17 protein-coding genes are annotated in these 25,752 nt (G+C 43.0%); 11 read left to right on the top strand and 6 right to left on the bottom strand.

Annotated features, from left to right (window positions below; translation table 11 throughout):
* Positions 1-470: 470 nt before the first annotated feature.
* The 10 genes from QUB39_RS12040 to QUB39_RS11995 all read left to right on the top strand — a co-directional run bounded on the left by QUB39_RS12040 (position 471) and on the right by QUB39_RS11995 (position 13,538).
* Entirely contained in the window at positions 471-1,787 is a 1,317-nt protein-coding gene (locus tag QUB39_RS12040; protein ID WP_333209866.1) for a Card1-like endonuclease domain-containing protein, read from the top strand.
* 13 nt (positions 1,788-1,800) lie between these two features.
* Positions 1,801-3,405 carry a Cas10/Cmr2 second palm domain-containing protein gene (locus QUB39_RS12035; protein WP_333209867.1) on the top strand — a complete coding sequence of 535 codons (1,605 nt, stop codon included), beginning with the start codon at positions 1,801-1,803 and terminating at the stop codon, positions 3,403-3,405.
* A gap of 3 nt (positions 3,406-3,408) precedes the next feature.
* Entirely contained in the window at positions 3,409-4,074 is a 666-nt protein-coding gene (locus tag QUB39_RS12030; RefSeq protein ID WP_333209869.1) for an RAMP superfamily CRISPR-associated protein, read from the top strand.
* Positions 4,071-5,693, top strand: a complete 1,623-nt coding sequence (locus QUB39_RS12025; RefSeq protein ID WP_333209870.1) for a type III-B CRISPR module-associated Cmr3 family protein — start codon at positions 4,071-4,073, stop codon at positions 5,691-5,693. Before QUB39_RS12030 ends, QUB39_RS12025 begins: the two co-directional genes overlap by 4 nt.
* A complete protein-coding gene (locus tag QUB39_RS12020) occupies positions 5,686-7,248 on the top strand; it encodes an RAMP superfamily CRISPR-associated protein (protein ID WP_333209872.1) in 1,563 nt (520 codons plus the stop codon). Before QUB39_RS12025 ends, QUB39_RS12020 begins: the two co-directional genes overlap by 8 nt.
* Positions 7,241-7,852: a type III-D CRISPR-associated protein Csx19 gene (gene csx19 / locus QUB39_RS12015; protein WP_333209874.1), complete on the top strand. Its 612-nt coding sequence runs from the start codon at positions 7,241-7,243 to the stop codon at positions 7,850-7,852. Before QUB39_RS12020 ends, csx19 begins: the two co-directional genes overlap by 8 nt.
* Before the next feature lie 72 nt (positions 7,853-7,924).
* A complete protein-coding gene (locus QUB39_RS12010; protein WP_333209876.1) occupies positions 7,925-8,512 on the top strand; it encodes a Uma2 family endonuclease in 588 nt (195 codons plus the stop codon).
* Positions 8,513-8,551: 39 nt separating this feature from the next.
* A complete protein-coding gene (locus QUB39_RS12005; RefSeq protein ID WP_333209878.1) occupies positions 8,552-10,741 on the top strand; it encodes a TIGR03986 family type III CRISPR-associated RAMP protein in 2,190 nt (729 codons plus the stop codon).
* Positions 10,742-11,359: 618 nt separating this feature from the next.
* Complete coding sequence (locus QUB39_RS12000; RefSeq protein ID WP_333209880.1) at positions 11,360-12,823, top strand: ABC transporter substrate-binding protein/permease; 1,464 nt, start codon at positions 11,360-11,362, stop codon at positions 12,821-12,823.
* Entirely contained in the window at positions 12,789-13,538 is a 750-nt protein-coding gene (locus QUB39_RS11995; RefSeq protein WP_333209882.1) for an amino acid ABC transporter ATP-binding protein, read from the top strand. Before QUB39_RS12000 ends, QUB39_RS11995 begins: the two co-directional genes overlap by 35 nt.
* A 103-nt stretch (positions 13,539-13,641) precedes the next feature.
* Here the strand turns inward: QUB39_RS11995 and QUB39_RS11990 are convergent, their stop codons facing one another.
* Positions 13,642-14,697 carry a UPF0104 family protein gene (locus tag QUB39_RS11990; protein ID WP_333209884.1) on the bottom strand — a complete coding sequence of 352 codons (1,056 nt, stop codon included), beginning with the start codon at positions 14,695-14,697 and terminating at the stop codon, positions 13,642-13,644.
* A 454-nt stretch (positions 14,698-15,151) separates the two neighbouring features.
* Here QUB39_RS11990 and QUB39_RS11985 point away from each other — a divergent pair, with 454 nt between their 5' ends.
* Positions 15,152-17,197 carry a S8 family serine peptidase gene (locus QUB39_RS11985; protein ID WP_333051688.1) on the top strand — a complete coding sequence of 682 codons (2,046 nt, stop codon included), beginning with the start codon at positions 15,152-15,154 and terminating at the stop codon, positions 17,195-17,197.
* A 271-nt stretch (positions 17,198-17,468) separates the two neighbouring features.
* Here the strand turns inward: QUB39_RS11985 and QUB39_RS11980 are convergent, their stop codons facing one another.
* The 5 genes from QUB39_RS11980 to QUB39_RS11960 all read right to left on the bottom strand — a co-directional run bounded on the left by QUB39_RS11980 (position 17,469) and on the right by QUB39_RS11960 (position 25,512).
* Positions 17,469-17,948, bottom strand: a complete 480-nt coding sequence (locus QUB39_RS11980) for a hypothetical protein (protein WP_333209886.1) — start codon at positions 17,946-17,948, stop codon at positions 17,469-17,471.
* A 173-nt stretch (positions 17,949-18,121) separates the two neighbouring features.
* The gene (locus QUB39_RS11975; protein WP_333209887.1) at positions 18,122-19,759 is read right to left on the bottom strand and encodes a glycosyltransferase family 39 protein; all 1,638 of its coding nucleotides are present in this window, start codon (positions 19,757-19,759) and stop codon (positions 18,122-18,124) included.
* 15 nt (positions 19,760-19,774) lie between these two features.
* Positions 19,775-21,403, bottom strand: coding sequence for a glycosyltransferase family 39 protein (locus QUB39_RS11970; protein WP_333209889.1), 1,629 nt, complete (start codon positions 21,401-21,403; stop codon positions 19,775-19,777).
* A 124-nt stretch (positions 21,404-21,527) separates the two neighbouring features.
* Positions 21,528-24,503: an L-glutamate gamma-semialdehyde dehydrogenase gene (gene pruA, locus QUB39_RS11965; protein WP_333209890.1), complete on the bottom strand. Its 2,976-nt coding sequence runs from the start codon at positions 24,501-24,503 to the stop codon at positions 21,528-21,530.
* A gap of 85 nt (positions 24,504-24,588) precedes the next feature.
* Entirely contained in the window at positions 24,589-25,512 is a 924-nt protein-coding gene (locus QUB39_RS11960) for a hypothetical protein (RefSeq protein WP_333051674.1), read from the bottom strand.
* Positions 25,513-25,752: the final 240 nt, after the last annotated feature.

The following is a 25,752-nucleotide window of genomic DNA, read 5'->3' as shown; positions in this document are numbered from 1 at the left end:
TCGAGCAAAAGACTATTGGTACAAGTTCCGAGTTTTTTGGATTTCTACGGCCATTTTCTGTCGCAAGTCCCAAGGTAGCAGAATTTCGACTTCTGAACCTAAAGCGCGCAACCACCTCAGCGGGTAGTAGTCTGTTTCTCGGTAAGTGACTTGGTAGTAAGCATCGTCGGTTGGGCGAGACTGGAGGATTTGTAAAAGTGCCGATCGATGTTCTGGGTTGGGAGTATATTGTGTGATTAATGTGGCGGCGCGATCGGGGAATGACGAAAGGTTATGTTCGCTGTCTTTATATAAATTTATGTTGTGTTTTCTAAACTACCAAGTATCCGAGCGGGGAATTTCCTATAGGATTTAGTAATTGGGACAACTAAATGTAAAGAGTAAATCAAGTTGCTTTCTTGGTGGGAGGGGGCGATCGCCCCCTCCCACTCAAATGAATTGCAACAGTATATTCAAGTTAGGAATAATTTATGACCAGTAATAACCCATTAGATTGGGAATACCATCAAGTCGATCATCTGTTTTTGCTGATTGGTGAAAATCCGTTGCCGAATTATGTAGCTGCTAAGACGTTACTCAGAGAGGGTGGTAAGCCTTACCTTGTTTACACTGAGTATACTTGTAAGGCTTACAAGCGTCTTAAAGAAGTTTTATGTCCGAATGACGAAGAAAAAATTGAGTTTGAAAACCAAAAAGTTGAATTATGGAACTACGAATCGAATGCTTTTGAAATTCAAAAAGCTATTAAAGATAAAGTCAAAGAACTTCAAAAGCGGTATCCAGATAAAAAGCGATTTGGACTGAACTACACGGGAGGAACCAAGGCAATGGCAGTTCATGCTTATCAAGCCTTGCTCGATCTAAAGCTTTCCCCTGAACCTATTTTCAGCTACCTTGACTCTCGTAGCTTACAAATGATTTTCGATCGAACAAATGCTCTTCCCATTCCTCTAGAAGTCCCTCACGAGAAATTGGAAATAACAGGAGAAACTCTTTTTAGCTTGCACGGTTTGTATTGGAAACAAGGTAAAAAACCTATAAATAAACCTAAGCTTGTAGAAGCTGCAACAAAAATCGTAAATCTTTATATGAATGATAACCAACGCAACAGCTTTGACAATGCTTGGTTAGATTGGTGTAACAATGTGCTGACTCCGACTACTCAAAAACAAAATAAGTATGGTAAGTATATAGATTGGAAAGAGGAGGAACATTTAGAAAAAAATATTGAACTTGACTTAACAGCAGCACCCGAAGTTATTAAAAAAGTTTTGAAAGATTCTTTAGGCGCATCATCAGATAAGCTATCGCTACAAACGGCTAAACAGAGTGGACAATTTGACAAGTTTTATCATGTCTGTGAGTGGTTAAACTGTGGATGGCTAGAACATTATGTACTAGATCAGATTCAAAAAATATCCGTCAATCCACCGATCGATGCAAGTGCAATGTCATTCAACATCATCGACCAGCCTGATGACAACTGGGAGAAGTTTCAGTTTGACGTTGCTTTTAGGAGAAGTTACCAACTTTTTGCTATATCTTGTACGACTTCTCGTGCGACCGATCGGTGTAAAGAAAAACTTTTTGAGGCATATATTAGAGCCAAACAACTAGGTGGTTCTGAAGCCAGAGTAGCTCTTGTTTGCTTTCATAATAAGCCAGGAAATATCATCAAAACCTTTAACTCTCTCATCGAAGATCCCAAAATTGCTGTTTTTGGGAATAAGCATCTAAAAAAAATATCCGCCGCTATTACTAATTGGATTGAAGGAAAGTCCTATTAAATCAGGAGTTAAGATGAGTAACTACATCGCCACTGTAATTGACACGACAGGTATTCAAAAGTATGTTTTCGGTAGCAACCGATTGAAGGAAAATATTGGGGCTTCGCATTTGGTGAAGTTAGCAACGGTTCAATGGGTTAAAGATTGTCTGATATGTCTTGATAACAACGTTCATATTCCTGATGAAGACAAAGAGGAAGTAGAACCCTGCATCAATACCGATGAAAGTATAGTTGCTGAATTGGTTTATGCAGGTGGTGGAAATACCGTATTGTTATTTAGGAGTATGGAATTTGCCAGAAAATTCACCCAAAATATCACCAGAAAAATATTAGAGGATGCGCCCGGACTCAATATAGTTATTGCTCACCATCCTTTTAACTGGGATACACAATTATTACAGCAAGTTATTGAAAATGACCTGATTAAAGGTAAGTTAGATGCCCAAAAAAGACAGCCAATACCTTCCGTACCTCTGATGGGTTTAAGCGTAACGGCAACTTGTCGATCGACTGGATTGGTAGCTGTTGAAGATACTAATGGTAAATATGGAATTCCTGACGGTGAAGGCTATCTGGCTTCTAGAGAAATTATTGCCAAGCTGAAAGCAGCAGATGAAGCTAATACACAGTTTAAGGAGATGCTATTTAAAGGCAAACCTAGTAAGTATAAAGTAGCCCGCGATGTTGATGATATGGGTCGAACTGAACAAGAAAGTAGCTATATTGCCTTGGTTCATGCAGATGGCAACCAGATGGGTAATCGATTTGATAACTATGGAAAATCACAGCGATTGAATCGAGATTTTATTGTGAAGATGCGTAGACTTTCTTGGGGAGTGAGTAAAGCCGCAAGCAGCGCAATTGAAGAAGTCGGAAAGCTGGTAATTGATGCAATTGAAACAGGCAAGATTAGCATCAAAGAAAATTACTTACCATTTCGTCCTATTGTTTATGGAGGTGACGATGTTACTTTTGTCTGTGATGGTCGCATAGGATTGCCGCTAGCAGTTAAGTTTTTGAAAGAGTTTGAAGCACGAACTCAAAATTTACCTGATGGGAAGGGTAAAGCTACAGCCTGTGCTGGAATTGCCATCGTTAAGACTCACTATCCATTTGCGAGAACTTACGAATTATGTGAAGCATTGTGCAGCAGGACCAAAAAGTTTGTTCGTCAAGAGACGGATAACTATTCAAAGAGAAAACTAATATTTTCGGCTTTAGATTGGCACATTGCAGCCAGTGGTTTATCAGGTTCAATTGGTGAAATTCGAGAACGAGAATATCAAGGAGGAAAACTAATAACACGACCGATGCGATCGCACGAATATGGCGATGACTGGTTAACTTGGACTGATTTTGCTGAAGTTGTCAGAATCTTTAATGAAGAAGAACCCTGGAAAGGCAAGCGTAACAAAGTCATTACTTTACGGGAAGTGTTACGGGAGGGGCAAACTGCAACCAAGCAGTTTCTTAATACTTATGGGATAGATGAGTTACCAGCTTTCCCTAAAGCTAAAGATAATTCTATCTTAAGAAAACAAGGTTGGGATAGAGGGCGTTGTCGCTACTTCGACGCCATTGAAGCAATGGAGTTTTACATCCCGTTAGGAGAGTAATCTATGTATACCATCAGAATTAAACTACTGAGCGATACAACGTTTGGACGAGGCGATGGAGTTGCAGGTTTAGTTGACTCAGAAGTAGAACACGATCGCTATGGTTTCCCCTACTTAAGAGGTCGTACTCTGAAAGGGCTGTTAAGTGAAGAGTGCGATAACTTAGTGATTTTATTACCGAATTATAAGCAAGAATATTGGCTAAAAATCAGAAATGATTTATTCGGTCAGCCAGGTAGTATTAACGACACAATAGCAAAAATGCACGTTGGCGATGCTTGCTTACCCGCAGGCTTACGAAAAGCTGTCGCACAACAGCAGCAGCAAGATAATTTTCCGACTCGTGAAGATGTTATCAATTCCTTGACAGCGATTCGCAAACAAACTGCGATCGCTTCAGAAACTGGCGCACCTGTCGAACATAGCTTGCGATCGATGCGGGTTGTCGTGCGCGATCGCCCCGACTCTCAACCCAGTTATGAAGCACCCCTATTTTTTGATATAGACCCTACACCCGAAAGGCTGGCGCTTTTAGGAGTTGGAACACTGGCACTTCGGCGGATGGGTAGCGGACGCAACCGAGGTAGAGGTCACGTACAATGCACTCTATATTACCGTGACGAAAATATTACCAAAAAATACATTGACCATTTTGGGGAAATTCAATGAAAGCCATTACTTTTTTATTACATACTCAACAACCGATTCTCGCCACCTCATTACAAGGCGACCCGAACAGTGATGTATCTCATTCTTATATTCCTGGCAGTATGATTCGGGGAATGTTGATTAACCGCTATCTGCGGCCACCGCACATCCAGGAGTTAGATATACTCGATCAAAAAATCAGAAAGCTGTTCTTTGACGGTCAAACCCGCTACTTAAATGCGTATCTGTGCGATCGCGAGAAAGAACAACGGACTTTACCAGTACCGCTGTGCCTGTATAAGAAAAAGGGAGAAGACCCAACTACAGAAATCTACAATTTCATTCCATTAGCATCAGAGCATAGACCTGATTCTCTTAAACGCTTAGATGATAAATTTTGCATTATAGACGAGTACGGTGATATATCACTCTACAAAGAAAGCAGAAGAATTAATATTCACAATCAGCGAAGCCGTAAAAAAGGGAGAGGTACTGATAGCAGTGGTGCCGTGTTCCGTTACGATGCAATTGATGCAGGACAGGTTTTTCAAGCTGTCATCTTATGTGACGATAAGGAAGATTTTGATGCCATCAAGTTATTACTAACACCCACAAATCATGAAGAAATAATTAATGCTTGGCTAGGTGGTTCTCAAAGTGCGGGTTACGGTCATGTCACAGTTGACTTATTACCTGATGACGATGACTGGACGGAGGTAAAAATTGATTGGGAAGAAAGAAGCCAACATCAAAATAATCTAACCGTTACTCTTCTCAGTGATACCATCATTCGGGATGAGTGCGGTCAATCAACCACCAACCCAAAACAGTTTGCCCAATTAATTTCAGAAGCATTAGGTACAGAACTTAAACATATAGATACCTACGCTAGCAGCCTAAATGTAGGAGGATTTAATCGTAAATGGGGTTTACCACTACCTCAAGTTCCAGCTTTAGCGGCAGGAAGTGTTTTTGTCTTTGAGCGACGCCAAAATCTCGATTCACAGCAAGTTACAGACTTAGAAGCACAGGGAATTGGAGAAAGACGAGTAGACGGTTTTGGTCGAGTTATCTTGAACTGGTTAAAAGAAGAAGGTGAAATAACTGCTAATTCAGTCAATACCGAACCTGACACAAGCCAAATTCTTTCCAGTACCAAAGCTAATGAAATCGCTGCACAAATGGCAGAAAGACTTCTAAGACAAAAGCTAGATGAATTGCTACTACAACAAGTGGAACCTAATACGCCTGAAAGTTCAAGAGAAATTAAGAATAGTCAACTATCCCGGTTAATGAATATAACTAGGAAAGCTCTGACTGAAGGTAAACCCGATCCCCTTTATGAATTGCTTGGCAGAGATGAAGGTACAGATAACTTGACCAAGACTGCTCGTACTCAGTTTCAACAAACTAAAATGAGAAATGGTAAAAAATTAGATGAGAAAATTAGAGAATGGTTAAACAATCCTGATAGTTGGATTCTTTCCAGTTGGGGTTCCCGACCTAAAGTTGATAATTTACCGGGAATTAAAGTCGCTACTCAACAAAAGACTCTCGATGCTCAGCTTTCACTAGAATACACTCTGCGCCTGATTATGGCAGTTGCCAAGAAAATGATGAAGGATAAAAACAATGACTGAACTTTATAGAACAGATCATCGCCATATTATTAAACGCATCATTGTACGCGGTCTGCTGGTGCTTGATACCCCAACTTGTTTAGGTCAAGGCGATGCAGATAGTCCTACTGACTTGCCATTGCTACGGGATAGTCTCCATGAGAATCATGCTTTGCTGACAGGTTCATCTATTACAGGTGCTTTGCGGAACTATTTACGAGAACATAGTAAGGGATATGGAGAAAGTGACAGTCGTCAAGATCTAGCAGCAAAATTGTTTGGCGATCTATTTGCTTATAGAGATGAAAAAGATGAAAAAAATAAAAATGAAGCCAATAAAATTAAATTAATAGAACAAGATACTCAAAGTTCTATAATTATCGATGATGCGATCGGCACTAAACCAATCAAAGCTGAACTCAGAGATGGAGTAAAAATCAATGGGGCTACAGGCACCGCAGAAGATAAAGCTAAGTATGACTTAGAGTTGCTGCAAGCTGGGACAGAATTTCCTCTAAGTTTTGAACTCTTGGTCGAGAGAGAAGCTAATGAAGCTGATTTACTAAAAGGACTAGCGATCGCACTCTCCGGCTTACAAAATCATGAAATCAGCCTCGGCATGAAAAAGCGGCGCGGTTTTGGTCGGTGTCATGTCAAAGAATGGCAGGTTTGGAACTTTAATTTGGAAGATGAGAACGATCGCATGGCCTGGTTAACCCTTGACCATTCTTGGTTAACTGACCCACCCTGTAGTAAACCACCTGCTGTTGATGCTTCAATTGTCGAAGCAATGAAAAAGGCAGGTCTTGGTGTAGCAGAAGATTGGAAAGATAAGCGCGATCGCTTCCTCATCGACGCAACATTCAAATTATTTGGTTCCCTCCTAATTCGTTCCGGTCAAGATTCAACTGGACGCGCTCCCGATGTTGTACATTTGAAATCTCATCGACCCGGTAAAATAGATGCAGAACCCGTTTTATCTGGTACGAGTTTAGCAGGAGTATTACGGCATCGCGCTGAGAGGATTATTAATACCCTTGAGAAGCCAACAAGCATCATTGATGAAGTATTTGGTACTGACTTTAGCAAGGATAAAAGCAAACAGGCAAAAGCAAGCCGTTTAGTTGTCCATGAAAAAGTTATCAAAGATGCAAATGAATTAGTACAAAATCGGATTGCGATCGATCGTTTTACAGGAGGTGCTTATCACGGCGCATTATTCGACGAACAACCTATATTTGGTGATAAAGATACCTGGGTCACCATTGAACTTGAGTTACGGAAGCCAGACAACCATGAAATTGGATTGCTGTTACTTTTGCTGAAAGATTTATGGACAAGTGATTTACCTGTTGGAGGTGAAAGTAGTATCGGGCGGGGAAGGTTACAGGGAAAAAACGCAACCTTGACCCAGTATATCTGGGATAGGGAAAAAAAGTTACAGCATAAAGAGGTATGGACGATCAATCAAACAGGTGAAAAAGAACCCCTTGTAGTGAGCGATTCTGGTAGATTAGAAAAATTTGTTCAAAAATTAGTCAATTATCCAACTGAGGTATTGAATGCTAATGAATAAACCCGATTGCAAAACCCTTGAAGATACTCAGGATATTATGGATACGCCTTCTTTGTACAACTGGTTACAAGCTAAGGCAAAGCAGTATCAATTTCAAAACTTATTAGCTCATGGTGACGATAGAGTAATTTGGTTATTAGCTCATGCTGATGATGGAGTAATTTGGGGTAAATTTAGAGGCGATGACTACAAGTTGGTGACATCAGGAGATGAGGATGTATTTCCCCAATTGGCTAAATTGCGATCGCCTACTCTCCAACAATGTCGAATCTTTGGTGAAAATGCTGAAGTTATGCTTTGGAAAGTCGGAAAAAACTGGACAGCACGTCTAGTTCAAGATGACAATAAACCAGAATGTCTACCAGATGAAGATCAAATCCTTTGGGGAACTCAAGTTGAGAAAGAATCAAATGGATTTAGTTTAGTTTCCGATGGTTCTCAAGGATTAAAACACGCTGTACCTTTAACTGGGATTACTTTCAAAGGTAAAGATTCTCGCCCCTTACGTTTGAAAGTACGTCATTATATTGATTATGATGAGAGCGGTGTAGCCAGAATTTATCTGAGTCGCCTGGTAGATTTATATTCTCATCCAAAAAAGTAGATTGTAGTAACCAGTTATGTAATTTCAAAAACACTTGTTAAAATAGGAATACATTGCATCAAGGAGCGAATTATGATCGCCAATCGTGAACAAGATCAAAAAATGACGGCGGCAGAATACCTAGAATGGGAAGCCAAGCAGGAACTTCGCCATGAATACATTGACGGCGAAATTGTAGCTATGACAGGAGGCTCTCTACCTCATAATGACATTGCTCTTAACTTATACAGGGCTTTGTACCCTCATTTGCGTGATAGGGGCTGTCGAGTTAATGTGTCAGATGCGAAAGTTCAGGCTCGTAAAAATAGTCGCTATTTCTATCCCGATTTAGTTGTCAGTTGCGATCCTGATGACTTGAAATCACGAGAATTTATTCAAAAACCGAAAGTTATTGTTGAGGTTCTTTCTCCGGGTACAGCCAATTACGATCGCACCAAAAAACTCAAATATTATCGCCAGATTCCGAGTTTGCAAGAATATGTCTTAGTTGATTCAGAAGAAATAGTAGTTGAGGTTTATCGTCGAGGAGAAGGTAAAATGTGGCTTTATTATGAGTATGAAGCTGGGGAGACGATCGCTCTAGAAAGTATTGAGTTTGAATGTGCGATCGAGCTTTTGTATGAAGGGGTTAGTTTTGAGCAAGAGTTAGAGAATCCATAGAGATTAAGTGAAATTACTGAACTATAAGGAGATTGAATTATGAATCCTAAGCATATTGATGAAGTTCCCGCTCACAGAAGAGCGATCGCACCCTACAACTTTGTCGAACTTCCCGATACAGTTGTTGCAGCAGAAGATTTACCAAGTGGCGATCGCTATCATTTAGAACGAAACACTGGAAGAATTGAATGCACTTTAACAACTAAATCTCAACTATACACCCGTTGTGGTTGGAGTCCAGATGATTTTGCTAAATACTCAGAACCTCCCACACATACAACACAACAAGAAAAAGATAGATGGGAAAAAGAAGAAAAAGCAAAGTGGGAAAAGGAAAGACGAGAAATTCTTGCTCATTTCTTTAGTTATCCTGGCAGCAGTATTGCTGCAATACCAGGTAGTAGCATACGGGGGATGCTGCGAACGTTGGTAGAAATTGTAAGTTTTAGTAAAATGGATCGCGTAACGGACAACAAACTATTTTATCGCTCTCTTGGCGATCCGGCATTGAAACGTATTTATCAAGCTAACTTTGTTGACAACCTTGGTGATGTGCAGCATTCACCACATCGTAAAGCTAAGTGCTATCGCTCTAAAGTTCATGCAGGTTTTTTATTCAAGCGTGGCAATTCTTATGTTATTAAACAATGTGGTTATGGACGCATTAATTTCGATCTTAACAATCCACCTACAACTTCGGTTATTTCTAACCTTTCCCATCACCAGTTATATCAGATTAAGAAAAAAGTAAAGACTCCAAATTGGCAATATCAGCAGAAGATTATCTATGTTGACATTGACCCATCTGAACAAGATGAGTTTTTTGGTCGGCAAATGAATAAAAATGGCGGACAGCGCCATCCCGATCTTTATTTGCGATTTCGTAAAGTTCACTCGGCCAGTTTTACTCCTGCACGAGAATTACAGAAAGGAACGCTTGTAATAACGGGAGATATGCAGCACAAGCATCTGGAGTTTGTTTTTTTAGACGAAAATTTAAAAGAGTATCCAGTGACAGAGGAAATGGTCAGGCGTTTTCAAGATGATGACCAAATAACCAAGTGGCAGAAAGATGCCTATCCTAAAGATAAGCCGTCTAATGGTTGCCGTCAGCAGAATGGATATATTCGAGATGGCGAACCTGTGTTTTTCTTGCTCAATAATGATGGAGAGACTGTTCGCTTTTTTGGACGAGCACAGATGTTTCGTTTACCCTACGAGCATTCTCCGTTAGATTTTGTCCCTCCCAAATTGAGAGATGCTTCACGTACAGATATTGCTGAAGCTATTTTTGGCTATGTAAATGGTAAAAAACCGAGAGAACAAACTTGCGCTGGTCGAGTATTCATCAGTGATGGCACACTTAAGCCCAATCAGGAGGAAAAAGTAAAACCAAGTTTGGATAAAACACCTGAATCAATTCTCCTTTATAGCCCCAAACCTACCACATTTCAGCATTATCTAGTTCAGCAGGATGTAACTCAGGATAATCTCAAACACTACGCTAATAAGCCACCAACTGATACAGAAGCAGGAGAAACTGTTATTCGAGGACATAAGCTGTACTGGCATAAACCCTGTAAAATAGAAGTTCCCGCAGATTCAGATACTCAAACCAGCTTAGTTAAACCTATTGATCCAGAAATTGACTTTACTTTCAAAGTTTATTTTGAAAACCTCAGTAATGTTGAACTGGGTGCATTGTTATGGGTACTCTATCGCGCTGATAAGCCAGAATACTGCTTATCTTTGGGTATGGGTAAGCCGTTAGGGATGGGTGCTGTCAAGGTGAATCTTGATGAGCTTTGGTTGGGCAATCGGGGCAATCGTACTTCTCGCTACTCCTCATTGTTCAGCAATAATAATCAATGGGAATTAGGAGAAACGGATAATACAGATTCTCAACGACAAGATTGTATTAAGGATTTTGAACAGTATATTTTGAGCCACATTGACAATATAGATCGTGCGGATGCAACTATCTTAGATGACGTGCGACGAATCAAGATGTTACTGGAAATGCTGCGGTGCGATCGAACTTCTGAAACCAATCAGCATGAATATATGAAACTCAATGACTTCAAAAATCGTAAAGTGTTACCAACTCCTTTGCCGCCACAACCGAAAAAAAAAGTAGAACCACCCAAAAAAAAGCCTCCTCAAACCCAGTTAAAAAGTGGAGAAACTAATAATTTAGCTATGACAAGACCGAAAAGACCAAAATCCTAATGTTGAGCCGATCGCCCTTCCCACTCCCCCATCCCCTCAAGCCCCTGAAGCGTAGCTATCCCGTAGGGAATTGCCCTTTTATCCAAAATCACAATAAGCAGACAGACGAAAAAATCTGTCCGCCTACTTAATAACTAACTACAAATCACTCCCACGCGTTCGTTCCCGGCGGCTTAGAAGTAATATCGCATTTTTTGCTCTGATCTACTGAATACGTTGTACCACATATAGATGGAATATGCTGGATGATTAAAAATACCGATCGCAACTAGGACAACCGTACAACATGGGTGGGAGTTGTGCGGACAAGCTTTACTTTCTAAAATGTTAGAGAAGAAGGCAGGCACGACACGGATTGACACGGATACACGGATTAAGTATTGAGCGTGATTTACTTTAAGTAGCGTGCGTCAGTTAGCATGATTTTTCCTACAAACCAACAATTTCATAACTAACGCATTTTGCAACAAATAGTGCGTCAGAATCACACTTTCTATGCTGACTAAGAATCTCCAACCTGACGCACCCTACCCATCTTATCTATCTTTAGAGTGGTGACATAATTGTGAAGTTTCGCATAATTTGTTGGCGCGGGGATTTTTTAGGACAATGCTCGATATGAAACTTTTAAAATTAAAATCAATGCTGGCGGCGACGATCGCGATCGCCTTTTGTTTAATTGCGATCGCCAGCTACGCCCAAGCCAACAAGACATTAACACTGGCGACTTCCCCAGACTACCCGCCCTATGAATTTAAAGATACGGCTGTTAGCGGCAACGAAATCATCGGTTTTGACATCGATATTGCCAAATATATTACTAAAGAATTGGGCTACGAACTGAAAGTAATTGGCATGGATTTTAACGGCTTAATTCCCGCTTTGCAGGCGGGAAGAGCCGATTTTGTGATGGCTGGAATGACTCCCACCGCAGAAAGGAAAAAAAATGTGGATTTTTCTGACCTTTACTACGAAGCTCAAAATACAATTGTCGCCAATAAAGGCAGCAATTTGACCAAAGCTGAAGATTTAGCCGGGAAAAAAGTAGGCGTTCAACTCGGAAGCATTCAGCAGGAAGCTGTGAAAAAAATGCCCGGTGTGCAACTGGCTGCTCTCAATAGAATTCCTGATATCATTCAAGAAATTAAATCGAACCGCATCGCCGCAGGAGTGATCGAGGATACTGTCGCTACGGGTTATGCCGCAGCGAACCCGGACTTGGAATTTAACACAATTCCGAATACTGAAGAAAGCGGTTCGGCGATCGCCTTTCCGAAAAATTCGAGATTAGTTCCAGAATTCAACCGAGTTCTCCAGCAAATGAAAGCCAGCGGTCAAATTAAGGAACTAGCTACTAAGTGGTTTTCTCGACCAATTCCGCAAGAACCTGCTCAAGCAAATCAGCCTGCGGTAGCCTCTAAGTTCGGGTTAGATTTTGGCAAAATCTTGCCGAGTTTGCCTTATATTTTGTCCGGGCTTTGGGTAACGCTAACTTTTACCTTGCTGTCGGCATTTCTCGGATTTATCTGGGGAATCGTGCTGTCTCTGTTTAAGATTTCTAGCATTAAACCGCTGGCTTGGTTCGGTACTGCTTATACTTCTATTTTTCGAGGAACACCGCTAATTTTGCAGTTGACTTTAGTTTATTTTGCCACGCCGCAGCTTACGGGCTATAATATATCGGCGCTGCAAGCTGGTGTGATTACTTTTTTCCTGAATTCTGGGGCTTATATTTCCGAAACAATCCGCGCCGGAATTCAAGCCGTAGATAAAGGTCAAAAAGAAGCCGCAGAATCCCTTGGTGTTCCCTACAAACTGATGATGGGCGATATTATCTTGCCCCAAGCGTTGAAAAATATTTTGCCTGCATTGGTGAATGAAAGTATTGCTTTGCTGAAGGATTCAGCTTTAGTTTCAGTAATTGGCGTAGAAGACTTGCTGCGCCGCGCTACAATTGTGGGAGCCGAAAAGTATATTTACTTTGAACCTTTGATATTTGTCGGCGCAATTTATTATTTGATGGTGCTTAGTTTAACTTGGGGGGCCAATGTACTCGAACGCAGACTCCAAACTAGCAGTTAAGGTCGATCGCCTGTATAAATCTTTTGGCAATCTGAAGGTTTTGCGCGAGATAACTACTGAAATTCATCAAGGAGAAGTGATTGCCATTATCGGCCCTTCGGGGTGCGGCAAGTCTACTTTTTTGCGGTGTTTGAATTTACTGGAAATTCCGACTTCGGGGCACATATACATTGACGGGGTGGATATTACTCTGCCGAAGGTAGATATTCTGAAAATCCGCCAGAAAGTGGGGATGGTTTTTCAGCATTTCCACTTGTTCCCGCACATGACTGTGCTGCAAAATGTGATGTATGCGCCTGTAAAGGTGAAGCAGGTGGCTAAGGATGAGGCGCGTCTGAAGGGGTTAGAATTGCTGGAAAAAGTGGGTTTGTCAGATAAGGCGGAGGTTTATCCTTCTAAGCTTTCGGGGGGACAAAAACAGCGGGTGGCGATCGCCCGCTGTTTGGCTATGGAACCGGAAATTTTGTTGATGGACGAACCGACTTCTGCACTCGATCCTGAAATGGTTAAAGAAGTCTTAGATGTGATGAAAGCTTTGACAAAAACTGGAATTACAATGGCGATTGTAACTCACGAAATGGGTTTTGCGCGGGAAGTCGCGCACCGGATATTGTTTCTGGATGGCGGAAAGGTGGCGGAAGATGTGCCGCCCCAGGAGTTTTTTAGTAACCCGAAGTGCGATCGCGCCAAGCAATTTCTGGAAAAAATGCTTTAATCTGATATCGCATCCGCAATTAAATAGGTTTGTTGTTCGATCGCACATAATCTCACCTTCTCAGCCCCGCACCCTACAATCACGAGAATATTTAGTTTTAAATTCACCTTTTTTTACTGTGCCGATCGCGCTGGCGATCGAGTTTAGCTAAAAATGCACCCGAAACATCCGCCAGAATGCTAATTATCCGATACAAAGCCACGGCACCCAGAATTATACCCGTAGAAAAGCGATCGGAAAGCAGGGCGATCGCCGTTGCTTCAAATACTCCCATTCCCCCCGGTGCTCCCGGTACGACTAAACCGACAACAAACGCAAAACAAAAAGCACCAAACAAGTTGGGAATATTGCTAAATTCCACCGGAGTTAAAGCCATTACCGTTAGCAAAAAACCGCAGCCCCGCAATCCGATAAAACATATTTGTCCGATTAACGGCACTAAAGGATAGCGTTTAATTGGCAAATTAATTTTGCGGTTTGACTTGACACTCGATGTTTTTTTAGTTAAAGTGGAGGTAGACTCTAAACGCAAAGTTTGTCGCTCGCCCCGATCCTCCCCAACTTCTGAATTTTCCCCATTGTTCTTGGATAACTTCAACCGCTCTACAAATAGGACGATCGGATTTAAAATTCGGGGATGAATCGCCGTTAAAATAGCAGCACAACCGACAATTCGCAAAAACCAATTGAATTTGTCAAAACAAATCAACCCAATCAAAACGCCAGCAGAAGCCATCAGCAGCGGTTCCAGCAACACGCTGAGAGTAGCAGCTTTAGGGAAAATGCCTGCCTTTTTGGCGTCCAATATTCTACCCCAAAAATGCCAAATATTCCCCGGCAAATACTTGGCAATATTAGTTTTGAGAAAAACTTGAATCGCCCAGGCAGCAGTTACAGGTTGGCGGAATTCCCGCAAAATCAACATCCACACCCAGCCGACAAAAATTAGAGAAAGTAAAGTGACGCCAAGGGCGATCGCCAGCAACGGAAAACTTTCGGCTCGAATTTGGATATTCGCGACTTCTCGCCAGTGAGTTAAAAAAGCTTTGGCAATAAATAAAAACGTCCCGCCTAAAATCAAATAGCGCAAATAAGGCTTTAAATGCGACTTCGCGATGTTGAAAAAATTCTGAATTCGATGCAAGTGTTGTTTTCCCATTTTCTGATCCCGATTTTGAATTTGGGATTAAGTTATACTGTTTGAGATTTTATATTTTAGAGCGGCTAAGGCGGAATTGTGGTTGATTTACACGGCATGATATGACGGAATAAATCTGTTTAACCTGAGATGTTGCACCCTTGTCAAGAATGGGCTCTCCGGCCCGTTCCACAATAACTCAACATTTTTGTGGCACAGGCCGAAAAGCCTGTTCCTAAACGGGCTCTCCGGCCCGTTCCACAATAACTCAACATTTTTGTGGAACAGGCCGAAAAGCCTGTTCCTAAACAAGTAATTGAGAAGGGTGGAACATCTTAGTTTAACCTAACCTATGCACACCTCTACAGACTGTGCGTAATGCCCGCCTTACAGAGTATTTAGGGCACTTTTAACCACAAACTTAAATTTAAAATCTAAAATTTAGATCGATATACCTCGCTAGGAGTACATTTCTATGCCCGGCCCGAGCCCTGACGGTTTTTCCTATCTTTTAGATGATAGCCCCAATAGTTTCGCCTTGACTCCGGGCTTTTTGACTCCTTATCCTAACGGACTTTTTGCCCTCGGCGGCAACGATTTTATTGTCGGTTCGTCGGATGCCGAAATAATTAGCGGTGATAATGGTAACGATCGCATTCTCGGCGGTGGCAATTCCGATACCCTCTTCGGTGGTGCGGGCAACGATTTGCTTAACGGTGGTGCCGGCGCAGACTTCCTGTTTGGCGATGCTGGCAGCGATACCTTGCAGGGAGGTAAGGGAGATGACGTGCTCAACGGCGGCGACGGCAGCGACGTTTTAGTGGGCGATGGGGGCAAAGATACGCTGACAGGGGGTTTGGGCCCAGATACCTTTGTCCTCCGCAGCGACTCCGCAGTCTCCGATCCGGCTGCAGCAGACGTGATTACTGACTTTAACAGTTTTGTGGATTCGATCGGACTGACTGACAATCTTACCGAAGCTGACTTGATTCTCGAAGAAATATCGATCGCCCCCGGTATTTCCAATACATTAATTAAAATTCGCCAATCCAATGCTATTTTAGGCTTGGTAGCCAACGCATCTCCACAAGACCTCGCCAATACATTCATCTCTGCAACTACCGTATTAGGCAACCAACTGGATCAAGCTCGCGATTTAGGCGTTTTGGGCGGCACTCAAACGATCGCAGACTCGCTTAGCAATGCCCGGCCAGACGGCCTTTACCGCTTTACTTTGCCTGCAAATAGCGACTTTAAATTAACTGTCAGCGGTTTGACTGCGGATGTTGATGTTGCTCTAATTAAAGATATTAACGGCGACAATTCTATTGACTTCACCGATATTATTGCTTCTTCTCAACAACCGAATTTATCGCCGGAAGCGATCGACATCAACGGTTTAGCCGCAGGAACTTACTTTGTCCGAGTTTATCAATACCAAGGCAGTACAAATTTCTCCCTCAATCTGTCTGCAACTCCTGCAACTGTTTCTCCTAACAATCCGAGCAACTTGCAAGGTTTTGACTCTCGTTTTGGGTTCGGTTTGGTGAATGCAGCGGCGGCAGTTGCTAAAGCTCAAGGTACTGCAACTTTTCCTGACGTTCCCGACTTGGGTGGCGACGAGTGGGGCAGAGATTTAATTAAAGCTCCAGAGGTTTGGGCCCAGGGCTTGACTGGAGACGGAATTGTGGTGGCAGTTATTGACAGCGGAGTTGACTACAATCACCCGGATTTGACGGGGAATATTTGGAGTAATGTCGGGGAAACTGGCGTTGATGCGATCGGTCGCAATAAAGCTAGCAACGGGGTTGATGATGATGGCAATGGCTTTGTTGACGATTTCCGAGGATGGGATTTTGTCAATAACGATAATGACCCTATGGATGATAACAATCACGGCACTCATATATCGGGTTTAGTTGCTGCGAAAAAAGATGGGGTTGGGATTACTGGAACGGCTCCGACTGCGAAGATTATGCCTTTGAAAATACTTAATGGAGCAGGGGTGGGTAAAATTCGGGATGAAATTAATGCGATTAATTATGCGGTGGCAAATGGAGCGAAGATCATAAATGTGAGTTTGGGCGGCCTACAGTTGAATGCTCAAGAATTGGATGCGATTCGAGCGGCTGAAGCTCAAGGCGCGATCGTGATTTCGGCTGCGGGAAATGATGCTCGTCCACAAGTAGATTATCCGGCTCGGTTTGCCAATGAGGTAGGAATTGCTGTCGGTGGTGTTACCCGAAATGGCTTGTTTGGGGAGTATTCTAACCGGGCGGGTTCGCAAGCAATTAATTATTTTGTTGCTCCGGGTGGCGACGGTGGTAGGGCGGATTCTGGTGATGTTTATTCAACTGTGGCGCTTTCTCAACCGGGGATTCCCTATCGATATTTTTCCGGTACTTCAATGGGAGTGCCACAAGTATCCGGCGTGGTAGCTTTGATGTTGCAAGCTAATCCGAATCTGACTCCTGCTGATATTAAGAGGATTCTTGCGGAAACTGCGAATCGAGCTGTTTGAATTAATTGATAATTGGTAATTGGTAATTGGGAATCGGTAATGGGATTGACATACTGTTAGCAGATTTCGTAGGGGCGGGTTTCACCAACAATATCAAATTTCTACTAACAATTTACATAAACCCGCCCCCACACAACTAACAATCTACATCAACATTGATTTGTATTGAATGCGAAAAATGTACAAGGGGTTTACCGTGGGATAGGGGCGGGTTTTATAGATTGTTAATTAACCTAAATATTGTTGGTGAAACCCGTCCCTACAAGCCAAATTAAAAATTGGCGGCGTAAGTTAAGTCAAATTGGCGACACAGGGTGATGCAGCAGTAGGTTGGTCGATCGAATACTAACTCGTAATTCATCTGGCCGTCTATTTTGGTGATCGGCTGCTTTAAGGGGATGCCCTGAATGTCGTATTGGCGGCGTTCTAAGGCACTCCAGTCGATAATTTTGAAGTCGATTTGGTTCTGTAACTCACTTGCGATCAGATATAGGTGCATCTTGTCTTGAACTTTCCCAGTCAGGGGAACTTTTATTAACACTGACTGGGTGACGAGGGGTTTTTGGTCGTTGGGATGCTTCTGGGTGTGGCAGCTTTTGAATTCTATATCGTAAGGTTCTACCTTGAATTTCTCTCCACTGGCGATCGCAGATGAGTGCAAATCTTTCAGGCACTTTTCTAGGTGAGGAATCAGCCCTAAGTCTGGATCGCACAGCAGTTTACGAATGTTGGAGGTTTCAGTGACTGTCATTGGAGATTTTTGATGTTATTTTTTTATTCTTAACTTTTAGCTTACCACTAAAAGCAAACCTATCGAACTCTCCTTGCGACATACTTTCAAAAATGCCGTTTATGGCCAGTATGTCGCAGTGAATAAGACATTTTTGGGCCACAAACCCGTGTTTTTTGCCTTAATGTTTGAGATTATTTCTTGGTAATTTTCCACAGATTAAGCTCGACATTAGTGTCAGCCGGATCTATTTGATAGTTTTGTTGCTGAATTGCCGATCGCAAAGTAGAGGACGGTCTGTATAAAAACAACTCATTGAAACCGCCGGGAATTTGCGGGGGTTGGGGTTTTTTCTTTGCCAATTCTCGATTTTTGTAGCAAGAAGTGTAACAGCGGGGTTCTATTAGCAGTTTTACTTTGGGTTCTAGGTAATAACTTAAAGGCATGATATATGCAATATTGGCATCGCTGATAAATAGGGGATTGCTGGCTTGATTGACAGTCGCGGCTACTTCCAAGGCACGCAACCAACCGCTGCCTTTATTCCACCAAATATCTGCTTGAGAACTAACTCCACCGGATATAATACCTGCGGAAAAAACTCCCACTATAACTATTTTCCACAGTTTTTGCTGTTTTAATTTCTCCAAATTGCTACTGATTTTCGCAGACAGCAGGTAAGCCACTGCTATCTGAATTCCCACATAACAAGGAACTAAATATCGCGGATTTGCCGATCGCCTTCCACCCTTGATTATATCAGGCACTGCTAAAAACAAAGCAGTTGTTGCAATTAATAACAATACAATCAACCACACTCGCTTTGGTGTTTGTCGGCATAGATAATAAAGGGCATAGCCGACTAAAGCTAGAATCATGATCCCAACTGGAATTAGCAAGGCAAGTTGTGTGGCGTTGGCAGTTCCATCAATGCCAATATCAAAAAATGCTATGGTGATGGAACCAACCCATCTGCTGACTAATCTTAAGAAATTTGTTTGTTCTGCCCATATTGTTGTGCTTCTAACTTGATTGAAATTTTCTACAGTATTTACCAGGGAAGGCATGAAGCATATCAAAGCGATTAAAGATGCTACATAATAGGAAATAAATGTTTTCACATCGCGCCAGTTGGCAATAACTGCGACGTAGATTGCGTGGGCGGCAGCGACGCAGACAAATAACAAGTGGGTGTACAATCCCAGTGTTGCTGTGGCTGCATAAAGCGCCCAGGAAAGAACAAGGGCGACAGGATTTTGATTTTCGTCAGGGCGTGTTGCTCGCAGCAAGGCGGCAGTGGATAAAATAGTAGTTACTGTCCACAAACTGTACTGTCTTGCTTCTTGGGCAAAGAGGATGTGGTAGGGAGAAATTGCGAAAATTGCGATCGCCATCCATGCTACTGCTGAAGATTCAAATAACTCCCAAGCCAGCCAATAAATTGCGGGAAATACTAGCAGGCTAATCACGGCTGCCAAACTTCTCATTGCTGCAACGGAAGTGCCGAACCATTGCGCCCAATATCGCGCTAATACGTAATACAGCGGCGGGTGGTGGGGGTCTTCTGTTGCTAAAGAATTCAGGGTATCCCTTAAGGTTTTTTCGGAATTTATCTGCTGATATTTTTGTAAATCCGCAGGCGAGGTTATTTTCTGGTAGGAAATTTCTTTGATTATTTCGGCTTCGGTGTAGCCAGAAACTCTTAAAGAAGTATATGTTTCGTCGATCCAGTAAAATTTGCGATCGAGATTGGCGAACCGAAATAAAATACCTATGACTAATACGGCTATAATTAAAAATTGCAGCCAATTTCGGGGAACATTAAAACGCATTTTTCCAACCCTACTTCATTTTTTTAGCAATTTTCTCAAAATTATATGTTGATTTTGTAGAGTGTAAAGAGTTGGTATTTCATAACGAGTATTTTTTTCTATTTCTGTTTTGAATTCTCTGGAAATACCATACAAAAAAATCTCGTTAAAATTTGGTGGGATTTTCACAATTTTAGGTGGCAATACTAAAAACTTAGCAGGGGAATTGATTAAGTAACTCAAACTGAGTAAGTTGCCGATCGTATCTACACTATACACCCACAAGTCTGTTATGAGTAATGGCCGAGAAGCTGAGTTTACCGTGCGGGCGATCGGGATGTTAATATAAGAGCGGTCTTTATTCCACCAAGAGTCTGCTGGCAAATAGATGCAGCAGGATATAATTCCAATAGAGAGCAAAGCAGCCAGAGCCAGTCTCCACAGCTTTAGCAACTGCATTGTAACTTGAGGAGATGTCATTTTTACCGCCAAAAAATAGGAAACAGCTATCTGCATTCCTAAATAACAGGGAATCATGTAGCGGGTGTTGATCGATCGCATTCCGCCCCAGATTAAATCCGCTGGCAGGAAAATGGCTAATGTCACGCACGTTAATGTCATAACAAACAACCAAACACGTCTTTCTGTCTGACTCAGCAGCAAATAAAAAGAATATCCGACAATTATTAAAATCATTAAAATAATTGGGATAGTTAATATGAAATATAATCGTGGCAAATCAGAGTATAATCCTACATCAAAAAATTGCCTAATAATGTTTAAAACGAAATTTAAAACTAATTTTGAAATTGGAATTCTTAAGGACTGCCATGCTATTTTGTCACTGACATTTTGCGAATTTATTAAATAAACTACAGTCCAAGGAAATAAGGCAATAAATCCTGCGCTTGCTGCTATAAAATACCCAATTACCGTCTTGTTAAACCGCATATTTTCCGAGAGGGCTACATAAATTCCATGCCCTAGCACCACCAGTGCAAATAATAGGTGAGAATAAAATCCCAGTGCTACTGTTACCGCATAAATTGCCCAACTGCTGTTAGTTTTTAGCCGCATTGCCCGCAGCAAAGCAGCGCTAGACAGCAAAATTATTAATACAAACAAGCTGTAAGGTCGAGCTTCTTGAGCGTAAACTATTTGAAAAGGCGATACAGCTAGTAATGAAACTGCCAACCAAGCTGTCAGCGAGGAATCAAATAATTCTAAGCACAGCCAATACATACAAGGCAATGCGAGCAAACTAAAAACAGCCGACATACTTCTAGTTACAGCCACTGAATCGCCGAACAGTTGCACCCAAAATCTCGTCGCTACAAAATACAGCGGAGCGAGTTGGGGTTCTTCTAAAGCTAATCCTTTTACGGTATCTACGACGGTTTTTTCTGAATTTATCCGTTGATATTTTTGTAAAAATTTAATGTCCCGACTTTCACCGTCAACTACTTGCTGAATAAACTCAGATTCTGTATATCCAGATAACCGCAGGGATGTGTAACTTTCATCTATCCAGTAAACTTTCTTTCCTAGGTTGGCGAAGCGAAAGAATATGCCGAGGACTAATACAACTATAATTAAAAATCGCAGCCACTTGTCAAGTGAAGGGTTGTGAGAATTTAGTCGATCGCGATCTTTGGTAGATTCCATTTTATAACTAGCTAATCTCCCACAATTTTTTTCTGTCACCCCACCTGTAAGGTGCGCTGGGCGCACCCTACCAACTTAACAGCCAGAGAGAGGACTTCAGTCCTCTCTACAAACAAAGGAATGATTAATCATCCACTCCTTCAATCGGCGCAAAACCTTGGCGCTGAATATTTTCGGTTATGGTGCGCGGTTCGAGGAATTGTAGCAAATAATCCGGGCCGCCAGCTTTAGAACCAACTCCCGAAAGTTTGAATCCTCCGAAAGGTTGGCGCGATACCACAGCCCCGGTAATTCCGCGATTGATGTACAGGTTTCCGACTTCAAAATCGGATGCGGCTCGATCGATATGCGAAGGCGTGCGAGAATACAATCCGCCGGTTAAAGCAAAATTAGTACCGTTAGCAATCGCAATCGCTTCGCTGAAATTACGAGCCCGAATCACCGACAAAACCGGGCCGAAAATTTCTTCTTGGGCGAGAGTTGCTGTGGGCGATACTTCGGTAACAATGACTGGGCCGACAAAATAACCGGTTTCTGGTGCCGGCATTTCTAAAGCTATTTTAGCTTCGGCGCGACCTTTTTCGATGTATTCGCGGATGCGCGAATGGGCATTTGCATCGATCACAGGGCCGACTTGAGTGCCGGGATTTTCTGCGGGGCCGACATTGAGCGATCGCGTCGCTTCTACCAATCTTGCCACAAAATTATCGTACACCGATTCGACCACAATTACTCGCGAACAAGCGGAACATTTTTGGCCGCTGTATCCAAATGCCGAATAAACTACGCCTGCAACTGCTTGGTCTAAATCCGCACTTTCATCGACAATAATTGCATTCTTGCCGCCCATTTCCGCAATTACTCGTTTCAGGTGTTTTTGTCCAGGCTGCAAAATCGCAGCATCGGCATAAATCTGACAGCCCACTTCCTGAGAACCCGTGAAAGTAATCATGTGAACATCGGGATGTTTCACCATGTAAGCGCCGACGGTGGAACCTTTGCAAGGCACGTATTGAAATACGCCTTTGGGGATTCCGGCTTCTACCAATATTTCAGCTATTTTTGCTGCAATTACTGAGGAAACTTCCGCAGGTTTGAGCAAAGTACAATTACCAGCAACCAGGGATGCAACTGTCATGCCGACGGGAATTGCGAGGGGGAAATTCCAAGGTGAAATGATTAAAGAAATGCCACGTGGCTGATAGCTGTAGCGGTTAGTTTCTCCGGGAATGTCGTAATTTTTCCCTTGTTCTAACCGTTCCATTTCGTCGGCGTAGTAGCGGCAAAAATCAATAGCTTCGGAAACTTCGGCATCGCATTCTCTGACGGGTTTGCCGACTTCAAACACCATCCAAGCTGATAGTTCGTGCCGCCGCTGTTCCATCAATTCTGCGGCTTTGCGGAGGACGCCTGCCCGCTGGCGGACGGGGGTTTTTCGCCAACCGGTGAAGGCTGCTTTTGCTGCTTCAAGGGCTTGTTTGGCCTGTTCTTCGGAAATCAATCCGATTGTGCCAACTACTTCTGTGGGATTGGAAGGGTTGAGTGAGTTAACTGTGGCTTCAGTATTTTGGTACTCGCCATTGATTAGCGGTAAATAGGTTTTACCTAGGTTGGCGCGCACTGATTTGATGGCTGTTTCTGCTTGTTGCCGCAATTTGGTATTGGCGTAGTCGGTATCGGCAACGTTGGGAAATACTTTGCTGTAAACTAGCTGGTCATTTCCGTTAGCAACTGGTGCGGCTAACAATTGTTCGATCGGCATTTCTTCGGAACTTTGCCGGATGAAAGAACTGTTGGCGGTATTTTCCAGCAAACGGCGGATCAAATAAGCCATTCCCGGCAGCAAATCGCCGTAGGGACAGTAGACTCGCACGCGATAACCCCGATCGACCAAAAGCTTAGCCAATTTGTCGCCCATGCCATACAGCACTTGCATTTCAAAGCGGCGGCGCGGTATATTGAGAGTTTCGGCAATGGCGATCGCCCTCGCTTGCGATCGGACATTATGACTGCCAATAGCTGCATACAAATATTCGTGATTTTCTAGCAGCAACTGCGTCATCTGCTCGAAATTGGCATCGGTAGCAACTTTGTCATTGTAGACAGGCTGCGGCCAATCTTTCTGCATCGCTTTGATAGTTTCCTGATCCCAGTAAGCGCCTTTTACCAGCCGCACTGTTACCGGATTTTCGCGTTTTTTTGCCCAGGAAATCAGGTTTCGCAAATCTTGGGCGCTGTCGCGCAAATAAGCTTGCAATGTAATTCCAATATCCGTGCGGCTGCGAAACTCTTCCTCTAACAATAAGTCTTTGAGAATGCTCAGAGTTAAACTTTTGTAAGCATACTGTTCCATATCGAAATGAACCGCCGCGCCCAATTCCTTCGCGCGACGCAGTAAAATGCGAATTCTCTCGCTTACTTTCTCCTCACTACCTTTAGCATCCAAAGGGTCAAACTGAGAATAAAAAGCCGTTAACTTTACCGATACTTGCACTCGCGGCAAAGTTTCGCCGTCAGCTTTGTCAATTGCATCTACCTGCGGCCAATTCTTCGCTGCATTGGCGAGTTCCTCCATCAATTCCAAATAGCGGTTAAGATAAATTTCCGCCTCAGTTTCAGTGATGACAGCTTCCCCCAAAAGGTCAACTGTAAAACCCATTTTATCTTTGCGAAGCCGCTCTAAAGTTTTAACTACCTGCTTGATATTTTCCCCAGAAATATACTTGTGCGCCAAAGTTTCCACTGCAGGCGCAACCGTCGTCGCAGCCAATTGTCCAGGAATCGAATCAGCGTTAGTAAAATTGAGTAATTTTTTCAAAGCTTCGGGCAATTCTACCTCTTGGGCGGTCAGGTATTCTTGCAGGTGGCGGGCAATTTCCGGCTTGCTGCGGAGTGCCGGCAAACAGTCGATGAATCGAAACAATTGCACCCGCAGTCCGGGGTTAGCCATCGCCCAATCCATTAGTTTGTCGTCCCAGCGCATTTGGTCTTGCAGTTGACCGAAAAAAGAGCGCTTTTTGTCTTGAGTTGCCTTCAGGATTTCTTTGGCAATTTCCTGGGTTTTTGCTTCGTAGATGCTTGGAGATATTTGTGCAACCATTGGTAATTAGTAATGGGTAATTTGTAATTTGCAACCAGGGCGGGTTTATGTATTGTGTAACTACCCCCTGAGACAATTATACTTGCTATTTGACTTCAATCTTAACTTGGTAGTTTGCTTGGCGATCGCCTGAAATTTCAATAGTATAATCGCCGCTACTGGCTAGTTGACCTTGCCACTGACCTGTGCTATCAGTAGTACCTAAATTTTCACCGTTAGGAGCAATAATTGCGGCGCTAACTTGACCTTCTTGAACATTAATTGTCATGCTTTGGCCGCTATTGCACTCCAGTAAGTAGCGCCTGGATATGTTGGCTCGCAAACTATTGCTCAGAGTCGTTCCCGTAGCACCGGCTTGAAAGTAAACTCGCTCGGTTACAGGGGTTTCAACCGCAGCGGGAGTTGGAGTTGGAGAAGGCAACGGCAAAGGAGAAGGCAACGGCGAAGCAAGTTGCGGAACACCAGACAGAGAGGGGATTTGAGTGGGACGGGGCGACGGAGGGAATGTGGGGGGCCGTCCATTTCCAGGGGCTGGGGGAAGTCCGGGCCTGCGGTTGGCGGGCGCTGCTGCGACAGGCGGAGGGCTTTCGGGGAGGGGTACGTCAGCGGGTAGTTTGATTTGAAGGTTGGCTCTTTCCTGATACATTTTCCACGCTAGCAAACTGCCGAGACTAAGGACGGAACCGACTAAGATTCCGCTGAGAAAAACTGCTAAGATTTGCCACGAGCGAGCTGGTTTTGGTTCGGGGTTGGCAGTTGGAATTGTTGGAGGCGGATAACTTGTAATTTGAGTTGTTTCCGGCGTGCTATCGGCGACAACTGGAATTGTTTCGGCTGCGTCGATGGGCGCTGAAATATCTTCGGGCGTGGCAATTTCTGCGGGAGTTTCTGCTGATGCGGAAGTTGAATCAGCCCTGGCAATTTCACTGCGATCGAACTCATCGCTGGTAGTGGAAATTATTTCCGGGTGCTGAGTCAAAATTTGTTTTTTTTCCTGTTCGTCGCTCATGGGGCTAAAATTATTTTACAAAGACCGCTTTTAGACATTTTACGTTACTGGTGCGATCGCCTGCACTGAAATTATCTAGCAGAATGAAGAAGGCACAACCAGTGATTTTGACACGGATACACGCATCTTGCCTGTTCATAAAAATGGTACTTGTGTGGAACAGGCATCTTGCCTGTTCATAAAAATGGTACTTGTGTGGAACAGGCATCTTGCCTGTTCATAAAAATGGTACTTGTGTGG

Origin of the sequence: Microcoleus sp. AT8-B5 (genome assembly GCF_036705565.1) — a bacterium.
GTDB lineage: Bacteria > Cyanobacteriota > Cyanobacteriia > Cyanobacteriales > Microcoleaceae > Microcoleus.
Note: the sequence above shows the minus strand (reverse complement) of the source record. Positions and strands in the feature narration are given on the sequence as shown.

Coding starts and splice junctions, on each gene's coding strand:
- QUB39_RS12040 (WP_333209866.1), top strand. CDS start 471: ATGACCAGTAATAACCCATTAGATTGGGAATACCATCAAGTCGATCAT.
- QUB39_RS12035 (WP_333209867.1), top strand. CDS start 1,801: ATGAGTAACTACATCGCCACTGTAATTGACACGACAGGTATTCAAAAG.
- QUB39_RS12030 (WP_333209869.1), top strand. CDS start 3,409: ATGTATACCATCAGAATTAAACTACTGAGCGATACAACGTTTGGACGA.
- QUB39_RS12025 (WP_333209870.1), top strand. CDS start 4,071: ATGAAAGCCATTACTTTTTTATTACATACTCAACAACCGATTCTCGCC.
- QUB39_RS12020 (WP_333209872.1), top strand. CDS start 5,686: ATGACTGAACTTTATAGAACAGATCATCGCCATATTATTAAACGCATC.
- csx19 (WP_333209874.1), top strand. CDS start 7,241: ATGAATAAACCCGATTGCAAAACCCTTGAAGATACTCAGGATATTATG.
- QUB39_RS12010 (WP_333209876.1), top strand. CDS start 7,925: ATGATCGCCAATCGTGAACAAGATCAAAAAATGACGGCGGCAGAATAC.
- QUB39_RS12005 (WP_333209878.1), top strand. CDS start 8,552: ATGAATCCTAAGCATATTGATGAAGTTCCCGCTCACAGAAGAGCGATC.
- QUB39_RS12000 (WP_333209880.1), top strand. CDS start 11,360: ATGAAACTTTTAAAATTAAAATCAATGCTGGCGGCGACGATCGCGATC.
- QUB39_RS11995 (WP_333209882.1), top strand. CDS start 12,789: ATGTACTCGAACGCAGACTCCAAACTAGCAGTTAAGGTCGATCGCCTG.
- QUB39_RS11990 (WP_333209884.1), bottom strand. CDS start 14,697: ATGGGAAAACAACACTTGCATCGAATTCAGAATTTTTTCAACATCGCG.
- QUB39_RS11985 (WP_333051688.1), top strand. CDS start 15,152: ATGCCCGGCCCGAGCCCTGACGGTTTTTCCTATCTTTTAGATGATAGC.
- QUB39_RS11980 (WP_333209886.1), bottom strand. CDS start 17,948: ATGACAGTCACTGAAACCTCCAACATTCGTAAACTGCTGTGCGATCCA.
- QUB39_RS11975 (WP_333209887.1), bottom strand. CDS start 19,759: ATGCGTTTTAATGTTCCCCGAAATTGGCTGCAATTTTTAATTATAGCC.
- QUB39_RS11970 (WP_333209889.1), bottom strand. CDS start 21,403: ATGGAATCTACCAAAGATCGCGATCGACTAAATTCTCACAACCCTTCA.
- pruA (WP_333209890.1), bottom strand. CDS start 24,503: ATGGTTGCACAAATATCTCCAAGCATCTACGAAGCAAAAACCCAGGAA.
- QUB39_RS11960 (WP_333051674.1), bottom strand. CDS start 25,512: ATGAGCGACGAACAGGAAAAAAAACAAATTTTGACTCAGCACCCGGAA.